Annotated in this window: 19 protein-coding genes; 13 read left to right on the forward strand and 6 right to left on the reverse strand. The window is 69.8% G+C overall.

The window, feature by feature from the left end; genetic code table 11:
- Nucleotides 1–43 precede the first annotated feature (43 nt).
- The gene (locus ASC55_RS08220) at nt 44–1,486 is read left to right on the forward strand and encodes a purine-cytosine permease family protein (RefSeq protein WP_055865793.1); all 1,443 of its coding nucleotides are present in this window, start codon (nt 44–46) and stop codon (nt 1,484–1,486) included.
- Nucleotides 1,483–2,046: a cysteine hydrolase family protein gene (locus ASC55_RS08225; protein ID WP_055874314.1), complete on the forward strand. Its 564-nt coding sequence runs from the start codon at nt 1,483–1,485 to the stop codon at nt 2,044–2,046. Before ASC55_RS08220 ends, ASC55_RS08225 begins: the two co-directional genes overlap by 4 nt.
- 9 nt (nt 2,047–2,055) lie before the next feature.
- Here ASC55_RS08225 and ASC55_RS08230 read toward each other — a convergent pair whose 3' ends face one another.
- The gene (locus tag ASC55_RS08230; protein WP_055874317.1) at nt 2,056–2,766 is read right to left on the reverse strand and encodes an MBL fold metallo-hydrolase; all 711 of its coding nucleotides are present in this window, start codon (nt 2,764–2,766) and stop codon (nt 2,056–2,058) included.
- Nucleotides 2,767–2,847: 81 nt separating this feature from the next.
- Here ASC55_RS08230 and ASC55_RS08235 point away from each other — a divergent pair, with 81 nt between their 5' ends.
- Nucleotides 2,848–3,372 (forward strand): TetR/AcrR family transcriptional regulator, encoded by a 525-nt coding sequence (locus ASC55_RS08235; RefSeq protein WP_055865800.1) that lies wholly within the window; start codon nt 2,848–2,850, stop codon nt 3,370–3,372.
- A 54-nt stretch (nt 3,373–3,426) separates the two neighbouring features.
- Here ASC55_RS08235 and ASC55_RS08240 read toward each other — a convergent pair whose 3' ends face one another.
- Both ASC55_RS08240 and ASC55_RS08245 read right to left on the reverse strand, forming a co-directional pair.
- A complete protein-coding gene (locus ASC55_RS08240) occupies nt 3,427–4,800 on the reverse strand; it encodes a pyridoxal phosphate-dependent decarboxylase family protein (protein WP_141388180.1) in 1,374 nt (457 codons plus the stop codon).
- A gap of 10 nt (nt 4,801–4,810) precedes the next feature.
- The gene (locus tag ASC55_RS08245; protein WP_082524274.1) at nt 4,811–5,497 is read right to left on the reverse strand and encodes a TetR/AcrR family transcriptional regulator; all 687 of its coding nucleotides are present in this window, start codon (nt 5,495–5,497) and stop codon (nt 4,811–4,813) included.
- Nucleotides 5,498–5,565: 68 nt separating this feature from the next.
- Here ASC55_RS08245 and ASC55_RS08250 point away from each other — a divergent pair, with 68 nt between their 5' ends.
- The 6 genes from ASC55_RS08250 (at nt 5,566) to ASC55_RS08275 (ending at nt 12,243) form a co-directional block, all read left to right on the forward strand.
- Nucleotides 5,566–6,606: an agmatine deiminase family protein gene (locus ASC55_RS08250; RefSeq protein WP_055874323.1), complete on the forward strand. Its 1,041-nt coding sequence runs from the start codon at nt 5,566–5,568 to the stop codon at nt 6,604–6,606.
- Nucleotides 6,606–8,321 carry an amidase gene (locus ASC55_RS08255; protein ID WP_055874327.1) on the forward strand — a complete coding sequence of 572 codons (1,716 nt, stop codon included), beginning with the start codon at nt 6,606–6,608 and terminating at the stop codon, nt 8,319–8,321. The genes ASC55_RS08250 and ASC55_RS08255 overlap by 1 nt, the downstream gene beginning before the upstream one ends.
- Before the next feature lie 63 nt (nt 8,322–8,384).
- Entirely contained in the window at nt 8,385–9,236 is an 852-nt protein-coding gene (locus tag ASC55_RS08260) for a tryptophan 2,3-dioxygenase (protein WP_055865810.1), read from the forward strand.
- Nucleotides 9,236–10,192, forward strand: a complete 957-nt coding sequence (locus ASC55_RS08265) for a hypothetical protein (protein WP_055874331.1) — start codon at nt 9,236–9,238, stop codon at nt 10,190–10,192. Before ASC55_RS08260 ends, ASC55_RS08265 begins: the two co-directional genes overlap by 1 nt.
- A 1-nt stretch (nt 10,193) precedes the next feature.
- The gene (locus ASC55_RS08270; protein ID WP_200935159.1) at nt 10,194–11,432 is read left to right on the forward strand and encodes a kynureninase; all 1,239 of its coding nucleotides are present in this window, start codon (nt 10,194–10,196) and stop codon (nt 11,430–11,432) included.
- On the forward strand, nt 11,422–12,243 hold the full coding sequence (locus tag ASC55_RS08275) for a PaaX family transcriptional regulator (RefSeq protein ID WP_055874334.1): 822 nt from the start codon (nt 11,422–11,424) through the stop codon (nt 12,241–12,243). Before ASC55_RS08270 ends, ASC55_RS08275 begins: the two co-directional genes overlap by 11 nt.
- On the opposite strand, the gene ASC55_RS08280 is transcribed toward ASC55_RS08275, so the two are convergent.
- Nucleotides 12,240–12,734, reverse strand: coding sequence for an FBP domain-containing protein (locus ASC55_RS08280; protein ID WP_055865818.1), 495 nt, complete (start codon nt 12,732–12,734; stop codon nt 12,240–12,242). The genes ASC55_RS08275 and ASC55_RS08280 overlap by 4 nt on opposite strands.
- A 297-nt stretch (nt 12,735–13,031) precedes the next feature.
- On the opposite strand from ASC55_RS08280, the gene ASC55_RS08285 reads away from it, so the two are divergent.
- On the forward strand, nt 13,032–13,379 hold the full coding sequence (locus tag ASC55_RS08285; protein ID WP_055865820.1) for a hypothetical protein: 348 nt from the start codon (nt 13,032–13,034) through the stop codon (nt 13,377–13,379).
- A gap of 26 nt (nt 13,380–13,405) precedes the next feature.
- Here the strand turns inward: ASC55_RS08285 and ASC55_RS08290 are convergent, their stop codons facing one another.
- Nucleotides 13,406–13,783: a hypothetical protein gene (locus ASC55_RS08290; RefSeq protein WP_218683010.1), complete on the reverse strand. Its 378-nt coding sequence runs from the start codon at nt 13,781–13,783 to the stop codon at nt 13,406–13,408.
- A gap of 215 nt (nt 13,784–13,998) precedes the next feature.
- Here ASC55_RS08290 and ASC55_RS08295 point away from each other — a divergent pair, with 215 nt between their 5' ends.
- Nucleotides 13,999–14,205 carry a CsbD family protein gene (locus tag ASC55_RS08295; RefSeq protein WP_017829324.1) on the forward strand — a complete coding sequence of 69 codons (207 nt, stop codon included), beginning with the start codon at nt 13,999–14,001 and terminating at the stop codon, nt 14,203–14,205.
- Nucleotides 14,206–14,280: 75 nt separating this feature from the next.
- On the opposite strand, the gene ASC55_RS17610 is transcribed toward ASC55_RS08295, so the two are convergent.
- Nucleotides 14,281–14,445: a hypothetical protein gene (locus tag ASC55_RS17610; RefSeq protein ID WP_017829325.1), complete on the reverse strand. Its 165-nt coding sequence runs from the start codon at nt 14,443–14,445 to the stop codon at nt 14,281–14,283.
- A 123-nt stretch (nt 14,446–14,568) separates the two neighbouring features.
- Between ASC55_RS17610 and ASC55_RS08300 the strand changes: the two genes are divergently transcribed.
- Together ASC55_RS08300 and ASC55_RS08305 are read left to right on the forward strand one after the other, a co-directional pair.
- Entirely contained in the window at nt 14,569–14,835 is a 267-nt protein-coding gene (locus ASC55_RS08300) for a DUF7218 family protein (protein WP_017829326.1), read from the forward strand.
- A gap of 8 nt (nt 14,836–14,843) precedes the next feature.
- On the forward strand, nt 14,844–15,962 hold the full coding sequence (locus ASC55_RS08305) for a carboxylate-amine ligase (RefSeq protein ID WP_055874337.1): 1,119 nt from the start codon (nt 14,844–14,846) through the stop codon (nt 15,960–15,962).
- The last annotated feature ends 42 nt before the right edge of the window (nt 15,963–16,004 follow it).

The following is a 16,004-nucleotide window of genomic DNA, read 5'->3' on the forward strand; positions in this document are numbered from 1 at the left end:
CGAAAGCCACCCGGCCGCTCCCCGGCAGTGCCAGGATGTGAGGATGACGGACATCAAGCCGGCCCTCATCGAGCGTGCGGGCATCGAGATCATCCCCGAGTCCGAGCGCACCGCGAAGCCTCGCGACCTGTTCTGGCCGTGGTTCGCCGCGAACGTGTCGGTGTTCGGCATGTCGTACGGGTCGTTCGTGCTCGGCTTCGGCATCTCGTTCTGGCAGGCGACCATCGTCTCGGTCATCGGCATCGTGGTGTCGTTCCTGCTCTGCGGGCTCATCGCCATCGCCGGCAAGCGCGGCTCGGCGCCCACCATGGTGCTCTCCCGCGCGGCGTTCGGCGTGCAGGGCCAGAAGGTGCCGGGCATCGTCTCGTGGCTGACCTCGATCGGGTGGGAGACGTTCCTCGCGATCCTGGCCGTGCTCGCCACCGCGACCGTGATCACGCAGCTCGGAGGCGACGGCGACAGCGTGTGGCTCAAGGTCGTCGCGACCGCGATCGTCGCCGCACTGATCGTCACGGCATCCGTGCTCGGCTATCACACGATCATGAAGCTGCAGTCGGTGCTCACGTGGATCACCGGCGTCGTGACCGTGCTCTACATTATCCTCGCCGCACCGGCGATCGACCTCGCCGCCGTGCTGGCCCGACCCGACGGCGGCATCGGCCAGGTGATCGGGGCACTCGTGATGGTGATGACCGGATTCGGCCTCGGCTGGATCAACATCGCCGCCGACTGGTCGCGCTACCAGAAGCGCACGGCATCCGACGGAGCGATCGTCGCCTGGAACACGATCGGAGGATCGGTGGCACCGGTGATCCTCGTGGTGTTCGGTCTGCTGCTGGGCGGATCCGACGAAGATCTCATGAACGCGATCGCTGCGGATCCGATCGGCGCGCTCGCCTCCATCCTGCCGACGTGGGTGCTCGTGCCCTTCCTGCTCACCGCCGTGCTCGCGCTCGTCTCGGGAGCGGTGCTGGGCATCTACTCCTCCGGGTTGACGCTGCTCAGCCTCGGCATCCGCATCCCCCGTCCGTCGGCTGCGGCGATCGACGGCGTGATCCTCACGATCGGCACCGTCTTCGTGGTGTTCTTCGCCACCGACTTCCTCGGTCCGTTCCAGAGCTTCCTGATCACGCTCGGTGTGCCGCTCGCCTCGTGGGCCGGAATCCTGATCGCCGACATCCTGCGCCGGAAGAAGGACTACGACGAAGAGGCCCTGTTCGATCAGAACGGTCGCTACGGCGCGTGGGACTGGACCTCGATCGGCACCCTGGTCGTGACGAGCGTGATCGGCTGGGGCCTGGTCGTGAACAACTTCGCCGAGGATGCCGCGTGGAACAACTGGCAGGGCTACCTGCTGTTCCTCATCGGCGGCAGGGACGGCGAATGGGCGTATGCGAACCTCGGGGTGTTCTTCGCGCTGGTGCTGTCGTTCCTCGTGACCTACTTCGCCAGGGCCGCGAAGATCCGGCGCCAGGAGGCGGTGTGAGCGCTCCGGCGACCGGGGGCACCTGGCTCGTGGTGATCGATCCGCAGGCGATCTTCGCCGCGCCAGACTCCGCGTGGGGTTCACCGTTCTTCGGCGAGGCGATGCCACGCATCCGCGCCCTCGCGGACGCGTTCGGCGACCGTGTGCTCGTCACCCGCTGGATGCCGACGGCCGATCGGTCCACCTCGTGGGGTGACTACTTCGCGGCATGGCCGTTCGCCGACCAACCGCCGAGCGACCCGCTGTTCGCCCTGGTGCCCGAAGCCGCCAGCCTCTCCCCGCATCCGAGCATCGACCTGCCGACGTTCGGCAAGTGGGGGCCCGAGCTCGAGGCGATCGTCGGACGCGGAGGGCATCTCGTGCTCGCCGGGGTCTCGACCGACTGCTGCGTGATCTCGACGGCACTGGCCGCCGCCGACGCCGGCGCTCACGTCACGATCGCGGCCGACGCGTGCGCCGGATCGAGCGCCGAGAACCATGCGGCCGCCCTGCAGGTGATGGGGCTGTATCCCCCGCAGATCATCGTCAGCGACACCGATACCGTGCTCGGCACCCCCTGACCGCGAGCGTCAGGCCGAGGCCCGCACCGCGGCGGCGATGTCGGCCGGGGAGCCGTGCCAGGGCGCTCCGTGGCCGGGAAGCACCCACGATGCCGAGACTCCCGCCAGTTTGTCGAGGGAGGCGAGCGCCCGCTCCGGCTCGTCGGTGAACGGCGCGGGCTGAGCCCCGGTCCGCCCTGTCAGCACGTGCCGGGTGGTCAGCGCATCGCCGACGAACACCGCGTCGACGGCCGGCACGTGCACCGCGATGCTCCCCGGCGAGTGGCCGGGCATTCCGATGACGACCGGAGCACCGGGCAGATCGAGCACGTCGCCGTCGGCGACTTCCGTGACGACGGACACGTGCGGTGTGCGCAGGGCGCTCTTGCGCAGGCCGTAGGCGAAGAAGCCGAGCGTGGGCCCGATCCTCGCCGGTCCCATCGCGGTCTTGGGCTTCTCTCCGGTGCGGACTCGATGCGCGTCGGCCGTGTGGATGTACACCGGCACCTCCGCCTCGGTGCGCAGCCGCTCGGCGAAGCCGATGTGATCGCCGTCGCCGTGGGTCAGGACGAGGCCGCGGATATCGGACAGCGGACGACCGATCAGTTCGAGCTCGCGCTGGAGGTCGCGCCAATGCCCGGGAAGGCCCGCATCGATCAGGGTGATCCCCTCCGGCAGGTCGATGAGGTACGAGGCGACGATGTCGTTGCCCAGGCGGTGCAGGCGGGGTGCGAGCTTCATGACGGATCCTCTCGGGATGATTGCGATGGCTACGTTACGTAGCTATGATGGCTATTGTCAATAGCCATCCAGGAGGATCCGATGCCGACACCCGAACGCACGTCCACCGAGGAGATCGTCGCGGCGGGGCGGGAGATCCTCGAGGTCGCCGGCCCCTCGGGCCTCACGATGCAGGCGGTCGCGGATCGGGTGGGCGTCCGCGCCCCCTCGCTCTACAAGCGGGTGCGGGATCGGGACGCCCTGCACGCCGCCGTCGCCACCGCGTCGATCGACGCTCTCACCGCGCGGCTCGAAGCTGCGGGCGACGACATCGGTGCGCTCGCGCACGCCTATCGCGGCTTCGCACAGGAGCACCCCGAGGGCTTCCGCCTCATGTTCACGATCGCCGCGCCGCACGATGCCCTCGAGCGCTCGGCCGCTCCGCTGATCCGCGCAGCATCCGCCCTGGTCGGCGAAGAGGACGCGCTCGACGCTGCCCGCCTGTTCACCGCCTGGGCGACCGGGTTCCTGCAGATGGAGCTGTCCGGAGCGTTCCGCCTCGGCGGCGACGTCGACCGCGCTTTCGACTACGGCCTGCGTCGACTCACCGCCGGGATGGCCGGCTGAGCCGCAACAGGCACGGGCATGACCCCACCGGCGCGCGCACCAGCGGCGGCGGGGTTACTTCATCGTGTCGAGGATGCCGACGAGGTCTTCGAACGTGGTGAGCGGGTTCAGGATCGCGAATCGCGTGTTCGGGCGCCCGGCGTGCGAGCTCGGCACCACGAACGCGCGCTGCGAATCGAGCAGCGCCGCCGACCACCGGTCGTAATCGGCGCGCTCCCACCCTTCCCGCTCGAACACGACGATCGACAGCTGCGGATCGCGCACCAGTCGCAGCTCGGGGCGACGGGCGATCTCGTCGGCGATGCGTCGGGTCAGCGCGAGTCCCGCACTCACGGCATCACGGTAGGCGGTGACGCCGTACGTCGCGACCGAGAACCACATCGGCAGGCCTCGCGGGCGGCGCGTGAGCTGGATCGAGTAGTCCGAGGGGCTGAACTCGTCGACCTCGGTCAGGATGTCGAGGTACTCGGCGTGCTGCGTGTGCGCCCGTCGTCCGCTGTCGGGATCGCGGTAGATCAGAGCGCAGCAGTCGAACGGCGCGAAGAGCCACTTGTGCGGATCGACGATGACCGAGTCGGCGCGCTCGACGCCCTCGAAGATGTGTCGCGCCTCGGGTGCCAGCATGGCGGTGAGGCCGTAGGCGCCGTCGATGTGCAGCCAGAAGTCGAACTCGTCCTTGAGGGCCGCGATTCCCTTGATGTCGTCGACGATGCCGAAGTTGGTCGACCCGCCGGTGGCGACCACCGCGCAGATCTCGTCGCCGTGCTCGACGAGGGCCTCGCGCACGCCATCGGCGCGGAGCACGCCGTCGTCGCCTGCCGGGACCAGCAGCACGTCGACGTCCATGATCTTCGCGGCCGACTTGTTGGAGGAGTGCGCCTCGACGCTGCACACGATCTTCCACCGGGTGGGCAGCTCTTTGCCTTCTGCGATCAGCCGGGCCTTCGCGGCCTCGCGTGCGGCGACCAGCGCCGACAGGTTCCCGATCGTGCCGCCCTGCACGAACACCCCGCCTGCGGTCTCGGGCAGCCCGAACTCGCTCGCGAGCCACGACAGCACCTCGTTCTCGGCGTGCACGGCCCCCGCGCCCTCGAGCCAGCTTCCGCCGTACAGCCCCGACGCGGAAACGACCAGGTCGAACGCGATCGCGGCCATGGTCGGCGCGGTCGGGATGAACGACAGGTACAGCGGGTGGCTCGTGGTCAGGCAGGCCGGAGCGAGGACGTGCTCGAACACGCTGAGGGCGCGCGCGGCGCCGAGTCCCGCATCGGTGATCGTGGGCCCGACCAGACGGTTCAGCTCCGCCTCGGACTGGGGCTTGTCCAGCGGCACGTCGGAGGCGAGCATGCGGCGGCGCGAATAGTCGAGCACGGCGTCGACGATCGCGGTCGATTCGGGCGAGGCCGCGTGCATGCGCACAGCATCCATGGGCGTTCCTTTACTTGTCATCGGATCGGGGGTCCGTGGGTCGGGGGTCGGTGGAATGGGAGACGGTGGCGCGCGAGCCGGTGGCCTCGGGCGTCGCGCTGTCGAGCACCGCAGCGAGCGCCCGCCTGGCGAGGTCGGCACGGTCGCGGGGCGCCCACTTCACCAGTGAGTGCGCGTTCATGCCGTCGACCATCGCGAGCAGCAGCCAGGCTGCGGTGTCGGCACGACCGGCGGCGATGGCTCCGGCCGCAGCGGCACGGGCGAAGATCTGCTCGAGCGCACTCTGCCACCCGTCCATCTCCTGCCGCACGCGCGCGGCGAGCGCATCGTTTCGGGCTCCGAGCGCCCAGGCCTGCACCCAGATGAGGGTGACGTCGTCGCGGTCGGCATCGAGGAGCGTCTCGATGAGTCGCAGCAGGCTCTCGCGCAGGTCGTCGGTGTCGTCGAACGCGGCGATCACCTCTTCGCGCTCGGCCGCCACGATCAGCCCGAAGACGTCGGCGACGAAGGTGTCCATCCCCGGCCGGTAGTGCGCCACGAGTGCGGGGGTGACCCCGACGCGAGCCGCGACCGCGCGGACGGTGAGGCTCTCGAGTCCGCTCTCGCGGGCAAGGCCGATCGCACCGTCGAGGATCGACTGATCGCGCTCCTCCGGCGACATCCGCCGAGTGGACGTACCTGTTGACGTGGTCTTCATCAGGGGTTACCGTAACACCTGTTGATCGCATGTTCAATAGACGAACCGGCAGCAGCGAGGAGATCACGATGAGCTGGCGCATGCCCACCGAGACCGCACGTCACGAGCGCACCTGGATGGCGTTCCCCGCGGAGGGCGAGACCCTCGGTGACACCGACGCCGCCCGCGAGGAGGGCTACGCCACCTGGACCGCCGTCGCCCACGCCGTCGCCGAGTTCGAGCCCGTGTCGATGCTGGTCGATCCGAGCGAGGTCGCCAGGGCCCGGCGCATGCTCAGCAGCAGCATCGAGATCGAGATCGCGCCCGTGGACGAGTTCTGGATGCGCGATTCGGGGCCGACCTTCGTGGTCGACGACGAGCGTCCTGGCGTGCTCGGCGCGGTCGACTGGATCTTCAACGGCTGGGGCGCCCCGGAATGGGCCGAGTGGCGCAAGGCCGCACAGCACGCACGCATCGTGGCGGACGCCGTCGGCGCCGAGCTCGTGAGTTCGACGCTCGTGAACGAGGGCGGCGGCATCCACGTCGACGGCGAGGGCACCGTGCTCCTCACCGAGACCGTGCAGCTGGACCCCCGGCGCAACCCCTACGCCGACAAGCAGCGGATCGAGGCCGAGATGGCCCGCACGATCGGCGCGACCACGGCGATCTGGCTCCCCCGTGGGCTCACTCGCGACTACGACGACTTCGGGACGAACGGCCACGTCGACATCGTCGCCACCATCGTGTCGCCCGGGCGGCTGCTGCTGCACGACCAGCAGAACCCCGACCACCCCGATCACGCGGTCACGCGCGAGCTGCGCAGCATGCTCGCGGAGCAGACGGACGCCGCCGGCCGCCGCTTCGAGGTGATCGGGCTGCCCGCCCCTTCGACGCTCTCCGACGATGAGGGCCCTGTCGACTGGAGCTACGTCAACCACCTCGTCACGAACGACGGCGTCGTGGCCTGCGGCTTCGGCGACGAGAAGGCCGATGCCGCAGCGCGCGAGATCCTCGCCGATGCCTACCCCGGACGCCGCGTGGTCACGGTCGATGCGCGCCCGCTGTTCGCCCGCGGCGGCGGCATCCACTGCATCACCCAACAGCAGCCCGCCCTCGACGGAAGCCGCTGATGTTCGACGTGGTCGAGGCGTCCATCGCCGATCTGCGGCGCGCCCTCGACGCCGGAGACACGACCGCCGTCGAACTGGTCGACGCATACCTCGCGCGCATCTCCGCCTTCGACGCCCCCGGCACCGAGACCGCCCTGAACGCGGTCGTCGTCGCCAATCCCCGCGCGCGGAGCGAGGCCGCCGCTTCCGACGCGCGTCGCGCCCGCGGGGAGACGCTCGGGCCGCTCGACGGCATCCCGTACACCGCGAAGGACAGCTACCTCGTGCGCGGCCTCACCGCCGCCGCGGGGAGTCCCGCCTTCGCAGAGCTCGTGGCCCAGCGCGATGCCTTCACGATCGAGCGGCTGCGCGCGGGCGGCGCCATCTGCCTCGGACTGACGAACATGCCCCCGATGGCGAACGGCGGCATGCAGCGCGGCGTCTACGGTCGCGCCGAGAGTCCCTACAACGCAGCCTTCCTCACGGCGCCCTTCGCCTCCGGTTCGTCGAACGGCTCCGGCACGGCGACGGCGGCGAGCTTCGCCGCCTTCGGTCTCGGTGAGGAGACCTGGTCGAGCGGCCGTGGTCCGGCTACCAACAACGCGCTGTGCGCCTACACCCCCTCGCGCGGGGTGATCTCGACCCGCGGCAACTGGCCGCTCGTGCCGACCATGGACGTGGTGGTGCCGCACACCCGCTCGATGGCCGACCTGCTCGAAGTGCTCGAGGTCATCGTCGCCGACGACGCCGAGACCCGTGGCGACTTCTGGCGCGCGCAGCCGTGGGTGGCGTTGCCTGCGGCATCGACGGTGCGACCGGAATCGTATCCGGCACTCGCGACAGGCGGCCCCCTCGCCCTCGTCGGCGCGCGTATCGGGATCCCCCGGATGTACATCAATGCGGACCCGGATGCCGGCACTGCCGAGAACCCCGGCATCGGCGGGCCCACCGGCCGGCGCATCGAGACACGGGCGAGCATCATCGAGCGCTGGGAGGTCGCCCGCCGCGACCTCACCGCCGCCGGAGCGACCGTGATCGAGGTCGATTTCCCGGTGGTGTCGCACTACGAGGGCGACCGTCCGGGGGCGCACACCATCGCGACCCGCGGCCTGGTGTCGCCGGAGTACCTGCGCCGCGAGATCGTCGATCTCTCGGCGTGGGCGTGGGAGGACTTCCTGCAGGCGAACGCCGACCCCGCTCTGCACTCGCTCGTCGACGTCGACGGCGCCACGATCTTCCCCCACCCCCCGGGCGCACTCCCCGACCGCTACACAGGCTTCGACGACGACATCGCCGAGTATCCGGACTGGGTGCGCCGCCACCCCGATGCCTCGTTCACGGACATGCCCGAACTCGAAGACGGCCTGCGCGGCCTGGAGGAGACCCGTCGTCGCGACCTGGAGGTGTGGATGGATGTGCTGCGGCTCGATGCCGTGGTCTTCCCGGCGGTCGCGGATGTGGGTCCGGCCGATATGGACGTGAACCCCGAATCCGCCGACCGCGGCTGGCGCAACGGCGTCTGGATCGCGAACGGCAACCTCGCCGTGCGCCACCTCGGCATCCCGACCGTCACCGTCCCGATGGGGGTGATGAGCGACATCGGCATGCCGATCGGCCTCACCTTCGCAGGTCGGGCGCATGACGACACGCGACTGCTGCGCCTCGCGGCGGCGTTCGAAGCGACAGGCGGCCCTGGCACGCGTCGCACGCCGCCGCCGCGCACCCCCGCGCTCTGAGGGACGTCGACGCAGAACATATCACTCCTGTGACGCTCGCCACGAAAGTGATATATTCGGCGCATGCACACCGAGAACGAACGCGCCCTGGAATCCGGCATCGTCACCGACCTCTCCGGCCGGATGACGTACGGCTCCTACCTGGCGCTGGACCAGCTGCTCACCGCGCAGCATCCGGTGAGCGAACCGCAGCACCACGACGAGATGCTGTTCATCATCCAGCACCAGACCACCGAGCTGTGGCTCAAGCAGCTGCTGCATGAGCTGTCCTCGGCGCGTGAGCTGCTCGCCCGCGACGACCTCCGCGAGGCACTGAAGCGCATCGCCAGGGTCAAGCGCATCCAAGACGTGATGACCCAGCAGTGGTCCGTGCTCGCGACCCTCACCCCCACCGAGTACGCGCAGTTCCGCGGGGCACTGGGCAACTCGTCGGGCTTCCAGTCCGTGCAGTACCGGGCGGTGGAGTTCGCCCTCGGCAACAAGAACGAGAAGATGCTGAGCGTCTTCGCCGACCACCCCGCCAACCTCGCTCTGCTCACCGCCGAGTGGGAGAAGCCGACGCTCTACGACGAGTTCCTGCGCTTCGCCGCCCGCCGCGGGCTGCCGATCCCGAGCTCGATCCTCCAGCGCGATGTGCGCGAGCCCTACCGGGAGACCCCGGAGCTGGTGCCCGCGATCCGCGAGATCTACCAGGACCCGAGCCGGTACTGGGACCTGTACGAGGCGTGCGAAGACCTGGTCGACCTCGAGGACAACTTCCAGTTCTGGCGCTTCCGACACCTCAAGACCGTCGCGCGCACGATCGGCATGAAGGTCGGCACCGGCGGCTCCAGCGGCGTCGGCTTCCTGCAGCGCGCACTGGATCTGACCTTCTTCCCCGAGCTCTACACCGTGCGCACCGAGATCGGCAGCTGATGCACGCCGCGACGTTCTTCGACGGAGTCGGGTGGCGCGAGGGCGTCGTCGAGCTCGTCGACGGGCACCTGCGGCTGCGCGATGCGGTGCCCGCGTCGGGAGCTCCCCGGCTCGATGGTGTGATCGTGGGCGGATTCACCGACCACCACGTGCACCTCCAGCTCATCGAGCATGGCGTGCTGGCAGAGTCACGCCTCGGCCGCGTGGTCGACCTGGGCGGAAACCCCGAGGCACTGCGTCTGATCGCCGTGCCGGAACCGGTGTCCGTCCACTTCGCCGGAGCCTTCCTGACCACCCCCGGCGGGTACCCCTCCGACCGCGGTTGGGCGCCGGAGGGCTCGGTGCGCGAGATCGCCGACGCCGCGGCCGCAGCCGACGCCGTCGCGGAGATGGCCGACGCCGGCGCGACCTGCATCAAGGTCACCAGCAACAGTGCCGCAGGACCCGTCCTCACCGACGATCTGTTCCGCACGATCGTGCGGCTCGCTTCCGCGCGCCGTCTCCCCGTCGTCGCCCACGCCGAAGGGGCGGGCGAAGCACGGCGTGTGGTCGGTCTCGGAGCCGCCCGGCTCGCGCACGCCCCGTTCACGGAGCGACTCGACGATGACGAGATCGGGCGCCAGGCCGCCTCCGCCTCCTGGATCTCGACGCTCGCCATCCATGACGACCCCGAGCGTGCGATCGCGATCGACAACGTGCGCCGCTTCCGCACCGCAGGCGGCAGCGTGCTCTACGGGACCGACCTGGGCAACGGACCGAGGCCGGTCGATCTGAACCCGCACGAGGTCGCCGCTCTCCGCGAGGCAGGACTCGACGATGCCGCCCTGCTGCAGGCTCTCGCCCCCGTGGACCCGCGCGAACCCCACTCCGCTCTCCTCCTCATCCCCGGCGGAACCCCGTCGAGCGCCGATCCGCTCGTCGCCCGCCCCCTCACCCCCGCAGACCTGAAGGTGTGACATGACCATGACGCCCGACTCCTCCCTCCTCGAACTCGCCCGCGCTCTCGATGCGGCCGATCCGCTGCACGCCCACCTCGATGCGTTCGCCGAGGCTCCTGGCGTCACCGCGTACCTCGACGGCAACTCGCTCGGGCGTCCCCTGCGCGATGTCCCCGAGAAGATCGCCGCCTTCGTGCGGGACGACTGGGGCACGCGGCTGATCCGCTCGTGGGACGAGCAGTGGATGGCGCTGCCGATGGAGCTGGGCGACCGCATCGGACGGGTCGCTCTCGGCGCCGCCCCCGGCCAGACCGTCGTGGCCGATTCGACCAGCGTGCTGATCTACAAGCTCATGCGCGCCGCCGCGTCGGCCGACCCGGACCGCACCGAGCTCGTGATCGAGGCGGGCAACTTCCCCACCGACCGGTTCCTCGCCGAGGGCGTGGCCGCCGAGACGGGGATGACGCTGCGGTGGATCGAACCCGACCCGGTGCACGGGGTGACCATCGCCGATGTCGAGGCCGTCGTCTCCGCACGCACCGCCCTGGTGTCGCTGAGCCATGTCGACTATCGCTCGGGAGCCCTGGCCGACATGCCGGGCATCACCGCGACGGTGCGCGAGGCCGGCGCCCTGATGATGTGGGATCTGTGCCACTCGGCCGGCGTCGTGCCGATGCAGCTCGACGAGTGGGGTGTCGACATGGCTGTCGGCTGCACCTACAAGTACTTGAACGGCGGGCCGGGCTCCCCCGCCTTCGCCTACCTCCGACACGGACTGCAGGGTGTGCTGCGCCAGCCGATCCAGGGCTGGTGGAGCGCGGCCGACATCTTCGCGATGGGGCCGGAGTACGTACCGTCCGGCGACATCCGCCAGCTGCTCAGCGGCACTCCCCCGGTGACGTCGATGCTCGCGATGCAGGGGATGCTCGACCTCATCGAGCACTCGACGATCGAGGGCGTGCGGGCCAAGTCGCAGTCGTTGACCGATCTCGCCGTGCGTGCCTACGACGAGGTGCTCGCCCCTCTCGGTGTGCGACTGCTCAGCCCTCGCGATGCCGAGCTGCGAGGCGGACACGTGACGATCGGGCATCCGGACTTCCGCGACGTCACACGTCGCCTGTGGGCCGACGGCATCATCCCGGACTTCCGATTCCCCGACGGCATCCGCCTCGGACTCTCTCCGCTGAGCACCTCGCACGTCGAGACCATCACCGGCGTGCTCGCGGTGCGCGACGCCTTGGAGTCCGGTGACTTCTGACCGTGCCGTCGCGCCCGTCCTCGACGACATCGATGCGCGCCCGGGCAGCACCGCATCGTTGCTGCGGACGTTCATCGGCGTCTTCCTGCGCCCGCTCGGCGGGTGGATCTCCGCCGCCGACCTGGTCGCCCTCGCCGGCGACCTCGGCATCGAACCGGCCCCGGCGCGCACCGGTGTCGCACGCCTCAAGCAGAAGGGCCTGCTGCTCGCCGCCCGTGAGAAGCAGATCGGCTACCGGCTGAACCCGGCAGCGATCCCGATGCTCGAACGCGGCGATCGGCGCATCTTCGAGATGCGCGAGATGACGGACGCCGACACGTGGTGCCTGGTCTCGTTCTCGATCCCCGAGAGCGCGAGGAGCGTGCGCCATCAGCTGCGTCGACGACTGCAGTGGATCGGTGCGGGAGTCGTGTCGCCCGCCCTGTGGATCTGCCCCGGCCACCTTCAGGACGAGGTGGTGCAGATCCTCGACGAACTCGATGCGCGCCCGTGGGCGACGCTGTTCCCGGCATCCGCCCCCGTTCCCGCCGGCAGCCTCGTCGACGCTGCGGCGCAGTGGTGGGATCTGGATGCGCTGCGCGACGAGCACCTCGCCTTCCAGGCGTCGCTCGCAGACCTGCCAGCGGAGCCGTTCGCCGCGTACGTGCAGCTGATCGACCGCTGGCGGGTGCTGCCGTACACCGATCCGGGGCTTCCCCCGTCGATGCTGCCGGCCGATTGGCCCGGTCGTGACAGCTTCGACGAGTTCGCCCGCCGGTCGGCGGCGCTGACAGCACCCGCCTGGGCGCACGTGCGCGCCCGGATCGTCTAACCCGCCCGCCCCGCGACCTCGGCGAGGAAGCCCGCCACGTGCTCCTGCAGTCGCAGGATTCGCAGGTCGCGCGCGAACTCGCGGTCGAACCCCTGGTAGGCCAGCGGCGGCAGGACCCGCACGTTGTGGTTGCAGCCGAACTCGGCGCAGGTGAGCACACCCACGCTGTCGCCCTTGCGCCCGGCCGGTCCGGCCTTGCGCGCTACGTACAGCTGCACGTCGTTGCGGAGCGTCACGTCTTCGCACCACGAGCACTGCGCTCTGGCGATCACGCGCTGCTCGGCGCGCTGCAGGAAGACACCGACCGGGGCGTCATCGATCCAGGTGACGACGTAGGCCCGGCGGGGCATCTTCGGGTCGGCCCACCCGAGGAAGTCGAGCCGGTCGAAGTCGATCTCGGCGAATCCGGGCGGAAGGGTCAGGTCGGAGACCTCTTTGCGGGAGGCGTTGAGGAAGGAGGCGCGGATGGCGCGCTCGTCGATGGGACGCATGGGAGTGGTGCTTTCGGAGTGGTCGCCGCGAAGGCGGGTCGATGAGAGGAAGGAACCCGGACACGGTGGCCGGGTACGTCGCGACACCGGGGACGGGGGTTCCGCCTCCGGTGGGTCCTCAGCCTCTGCCTGCGGCGCGGGAAGCGCCTGCAGCTCCGCTCTGCGCCCCGAGGGCGCTCATCGACGACAGCACCCGGCGAGCCTACACCCGTTTGTTTCACTCCATGTCGGCCCGCCTGGGCACCACGCGAAGGGCGTCTTAGTCTTTCCGGAACGTCCGACCAGAAGGAGACCACCGTGTCCACGCCGCTGAACCGCCTTTCGCCCCTCCCGGTGCGTGAGCGTGCGGCGTGCATGTGCAGCCACGGCGGCCGGTGCTCCTCCTTCGCCCCCGGCCATGCTCTGCACCTCATCCAGGCACGCATCGCCTCGGCGACGCCCGCCGGGTGGATCGACGCCCTCGTCGAGTCCGCCGACGCCAGCTCCGGTGACCTCGTGGTGCGCACGCTCGAGGGCGAAGCGCATGCGCTGTGGAACGGTTCCGGTGCCGCCCTCGAGGCCGCCCCCGGCACCCCCGTCGCGCTGCACGCGCGCTACGGAGTGCTCGCCGTCGGCGGCACGCAGTTCAACGTCGCCGCCGTCTGATCGTTCTTCCTGAGCCCGCCTCCGGTTCAGGCGCTCGCCATCAGCATGTCCTTCATGGCCGAGCAGGCGTCCATGCAGGCCTGGCACGCCTGAGCGCACATCCGACACACGTCGCTCTCGTCGGCATGCCGCGCACACGCGTCCATGCACGTCTTGCACATCGCGATGCAGGCGTTGAGCATCGCCATCATCGACGCCGGGGTCATCCCCTGCATCCGCATCATCGACCGCATCATGGTGCCTGCCATGTCGGCGCAGTTCATGCAGGCGGGAGAGCAGTCCATCATCTGCGTCGAGCACACCGTGCAGGCCTGTTCGCATGCGGCGCACGCATCCATGCACGCCTGCATGACGGACATGTCCATCATCTGCATGTCGGGCATCGACTCCATGCTCTTCGACATGGCGCCCATCATCATCGAGTCCATCGCACACCGCTTCCTTGGTCGAGGTCCGCGGGCAGGACCACCCGCCTGGCGCCAGGCTAGTCCTTCGCGAGGCGTGAGTCGATGGCGACCGAACGTTGTCACGGCCCGGGCGGATTGTCAATCCCGTGGCCGCTTCTCCGAAGGAGTGAGAGTGTCGGAGGCAATCGATCCGCCTACGAGAGGAGCCGCACATGAGTGCCGCAGACGACATCAAGAACGCCGCCGAGAAGGCCGCCGGAAAGGTCAAGGAAGGCGTCGGAAAGCTCACCGACAACGAGAAGCTCGAAGCCGAGGGCAAGGCGGATCAGGTCAAGGCCTCCGCCAAGCAGGCCGGCGAGAACGTGAAGGACGCCGCGGGCAAGGCCGGCGACAGCGTCCGGGACGCGTTCGAGAAGTAAGGCGCCCCACACACCGAAGAGGTGAGGTCCGCCGAAGGGCGGGCCTCACCTCGATGGGTCAGACGTGTGGTGTCGTCAGACCTTGCGGCTGCCGCTGATCGCTCGGATCAACCAGGCGATCACGGCGATCGCGAGGAGGACGAGCCCGACCCACAGGAGGAACTGGAGCGACTGCACCAGTCCTCCGGTGATCGCAAGAATCACTGCGATGACGATGACGATGATCAGGAGGATGTTCATCGGTCTTTCCCTTCTTTCGGCAGGCGCGAACGCCCGACTGTGGTGCCCCCACGCTAGCCGCGGTGGGAGTTCTGTCCGAGGGGGTTGACTTCCGCCCTCCGAGTGCGCGAAGGAGATGGGAACATGCCAGGAAGACGCGACAACGCGCTGAAGGATCCCGAGCTGTACGAAGAGCTCAGGAAAGACGGGGCCTCCAAGGAGAAGGCCGCGCGCATCTCGAATGCCGCGGCGAAGGAGGGGCGCAGTGCCGTAGGGCGTCGCGGCGGCGAGCACGGCGACTACGAGGACTGGACCGTTCCCCAGCTGCGTGCGCGCGCGAAGGAGCTGGGGCTGACCGGCTACAGCGGCAAACGGAAGTCCGAGTTGATCTCCGCGCTCAGGAATCACTGAGGCCGCCGATGTCGCGCTTCGGCGTCGAGGAGGAGTTCCTCTTCCTCGATGAGCATTCGCTGGTGCCCGTGGCCCTCGCCTCCGGCACTCGCGAGCGCATCACGCGCCTCCGCACGGGCGGAGAGGTCACCACGGAGTATCTGACCTCGCAGATCGAGTGCCTGACCGAGCCGGTCGCGACCGCGGTGGATGCCGAGGCGCAGCTGAGGCACCTGCGCGGGCTCATCGGCTGGCATGCCCGGGAGCAGCACGCGATCGCCGCCGGTACCGGCACGCCGTTCGCCACGACCCGCTCCTCCACCGTGTCGCCCTCACCCCACTACGACGAGGTGGCCGAGCAGCTCGGACACCTCACGCGCGACCACGAGGTCAACGGCCTGCACGTGCACGTCGAGGTCGCCGATGACGAGGACAGGGTCCGCGCGCTCGATCGCGTGCGCGGCTGGCTCCCCGTGCTGCTGGCGCTCACCGGCAACAGCCCCTTCGTGAACGGACGGGATTCCGCCTTCGCCAGCTGGCGCAGCATCCTGATCCGTCGCCTGCCCTCGTCTTGGGCGCCGCCGCGGTTCCGCGACTACGACGAGTACCGGGCAGGTGTGCAGCGCCTCGTCGACGTCGGAGCCCTCGCCGATGCGGCGTCGCTGTCGTGGTCGGCGCGAATCTCGGAGCGCTACCCCACCGTTGAGGTGCGGGTCTTCGATGCGCAGCTGACGGCCGAGGACGCGGTGTTCGCCGCCCTCCTCTCCCGAGCGATCGTGCTCACCGACGATCAGCCGCTCGCCGACATCGGAGTGGACGGCATCGACGCCTCACTGTGGACGGCGGCCCGCAGAGGCATGGGTGCGCGCCTGATCGATCCGACGACGGGCGAGATCGAGGATGCCTGGACCGTGGCCGACCGGATGCGGGCATCGATCGCCCCCGCCCTCCGCGAACTCGGTGACGAGGAACGGGTGTGGGAGGGTTTCGAGCGCCTGCGCACACTCGGCACCGGCGCCGACCGGCAACGCCGCGCCGTCCACGACGGTGGAGCGCCCGCACTCGCCGAGCTCCTGCGCGCGGGGACACCGGCCCCGTTCCCCGCCTCCCCGCCGGCAGCTCCGCGCGTGACCGCGCCGAAGCCCTGACCGACCTGGCCAAACCGCCCCGACGTCGACTGCCGGGGGTAG

Origin of the sequence: Microbacterium sp. Root322, from assembly GCF_001425645.1 — a bacterium.
Taxonomy (GTDB): Bacteria; Actinomycetota; Actinomycetes; order Actinomycetales; family Microbacteriaceae; genus Microbacterium; species Microbacterium maritypicum.

What these genes read in the sequence shown, in the direction of transcription:
- ASC55_RS08220 (WP_055865793.1), top strand. Translation starts at nt 44, where the DNA reads ATGACGGACATCAAGCCGGCCCTCATCGAGCGTGCGGGCATCGAGATC.
- ASC55_RS08230 (WP_055874317.1), bottom strand. Translation starts at nt 2,766, where the DNA reads ATGAAGCTCGCACCCCGCCTGCACCGCCTGGGCAACGACATCGTCGCC.
- ASC55_RS08235 (WP_055865800.1), top strand. Translation starts at nt 2,848, where the DNA reads ATGCCGACACCCGAACGCACGTCCACCGAGGAGATCGTCGCGGCGGGG.
- ASC55_RS08240 (WP_141388180.1), bottom strand. Translation starts at nt 4,800, where the DNA reads ATGGATGCTGTGCGCATGCACGCGGCCTCGCCCGAATCGACCGCGATC.
- ASC55_RS08245 (WP_082524274.1), bottom strand. Translation starts at nt 5,497, where the DNA reads ATGAAGACCACGTCAACAGGTACGTCCACTCGGCGGATGTCGCCGGAG.
- ASC55_RS08250 (WP_055874323.1), top strand. Translation starts at nt 5,566, where the DNA reads ATGAGCTGGCGCATGCCCACCGAGACCGCACGTCACGAGCGCACCTGG.
- ASC55_RS08255 (WP_055874327.1), top strand. Translation starts at nt 6,606, where the DNA reads ATGTTCGACGTGGTCGAGGCGTCCATCGCCGATCTGCGGCGCGCCCTC.
- ASC55_RS08260 (WP_055865810.1), top strand. Translation starts at nt 8,385, where the DNA reads ATGCACACCGAGAACGAACGCGCCCTGGAATCCGGCATCGTCACCGAC.
- ASC55_RS08265 (WP_055874331.1), top strand. Translation starts at nt 9,236, where the DNA reads ATGCACGCCGCGACGTTCTTCGACGGAGTCGGGTGGCGCGAGGGCGTC.
- ASC55_RS08270 (WP_200935159.1), top strand. Translation starts at nt 10,194, where the DNA reads ATGACCATGACGCCCGACTCCTCCCTCCTCGAACTCGCCCGCGCTCTC.
- ASC55_RS08280 (WP_055865818.1), bottom strand. Translation starts at nt 12,734, where the DNA reads ATGCGTCCCATCGACGAGCGCGCCATCCGCGCCTCCTTCCTCAACGCC.
- ASC55_RS08290 (WP_218683010.1), bottom strand. Translation starts at nt 13,783, where the DNA reads ATGTCGAAGAGCATGGAGTCGATGCCCGACATGCAGATGATGGACATG.
- ASC55_RS08295 (WP_017829324.1), top strand. Translation starts at nt 13,999, where the DNA reads ATGAGTGCCGCAGACGACATCAAGAACGCCGCCGAGAAGGCCGCCGGA.
- ASC55_RS17610 (WP_017829325.1), bottom strand. Translation starts at nt 14,445, where the DNA reads ATGAACATCCTCCTGATCATCGTCATCGTCATCGCAGTGATTCTTGCG.
- ASC55_RS08300 (WP_017829326.1), top strand. Translation starts at nt 14,569, where the DNA reads ATGCCAGGAAGACGCGACAACGCGCTGAAGGATCCCGAGCTGTACGAA.
- ASC55_RS08305 (WP_055874337.1), top strand. Translation starts at nt 14,844, where the DNA reads ATGTCGCGCTTCGGCGTCGAGGAGGAGTTCCTCTTCCTCGATGAGCAT.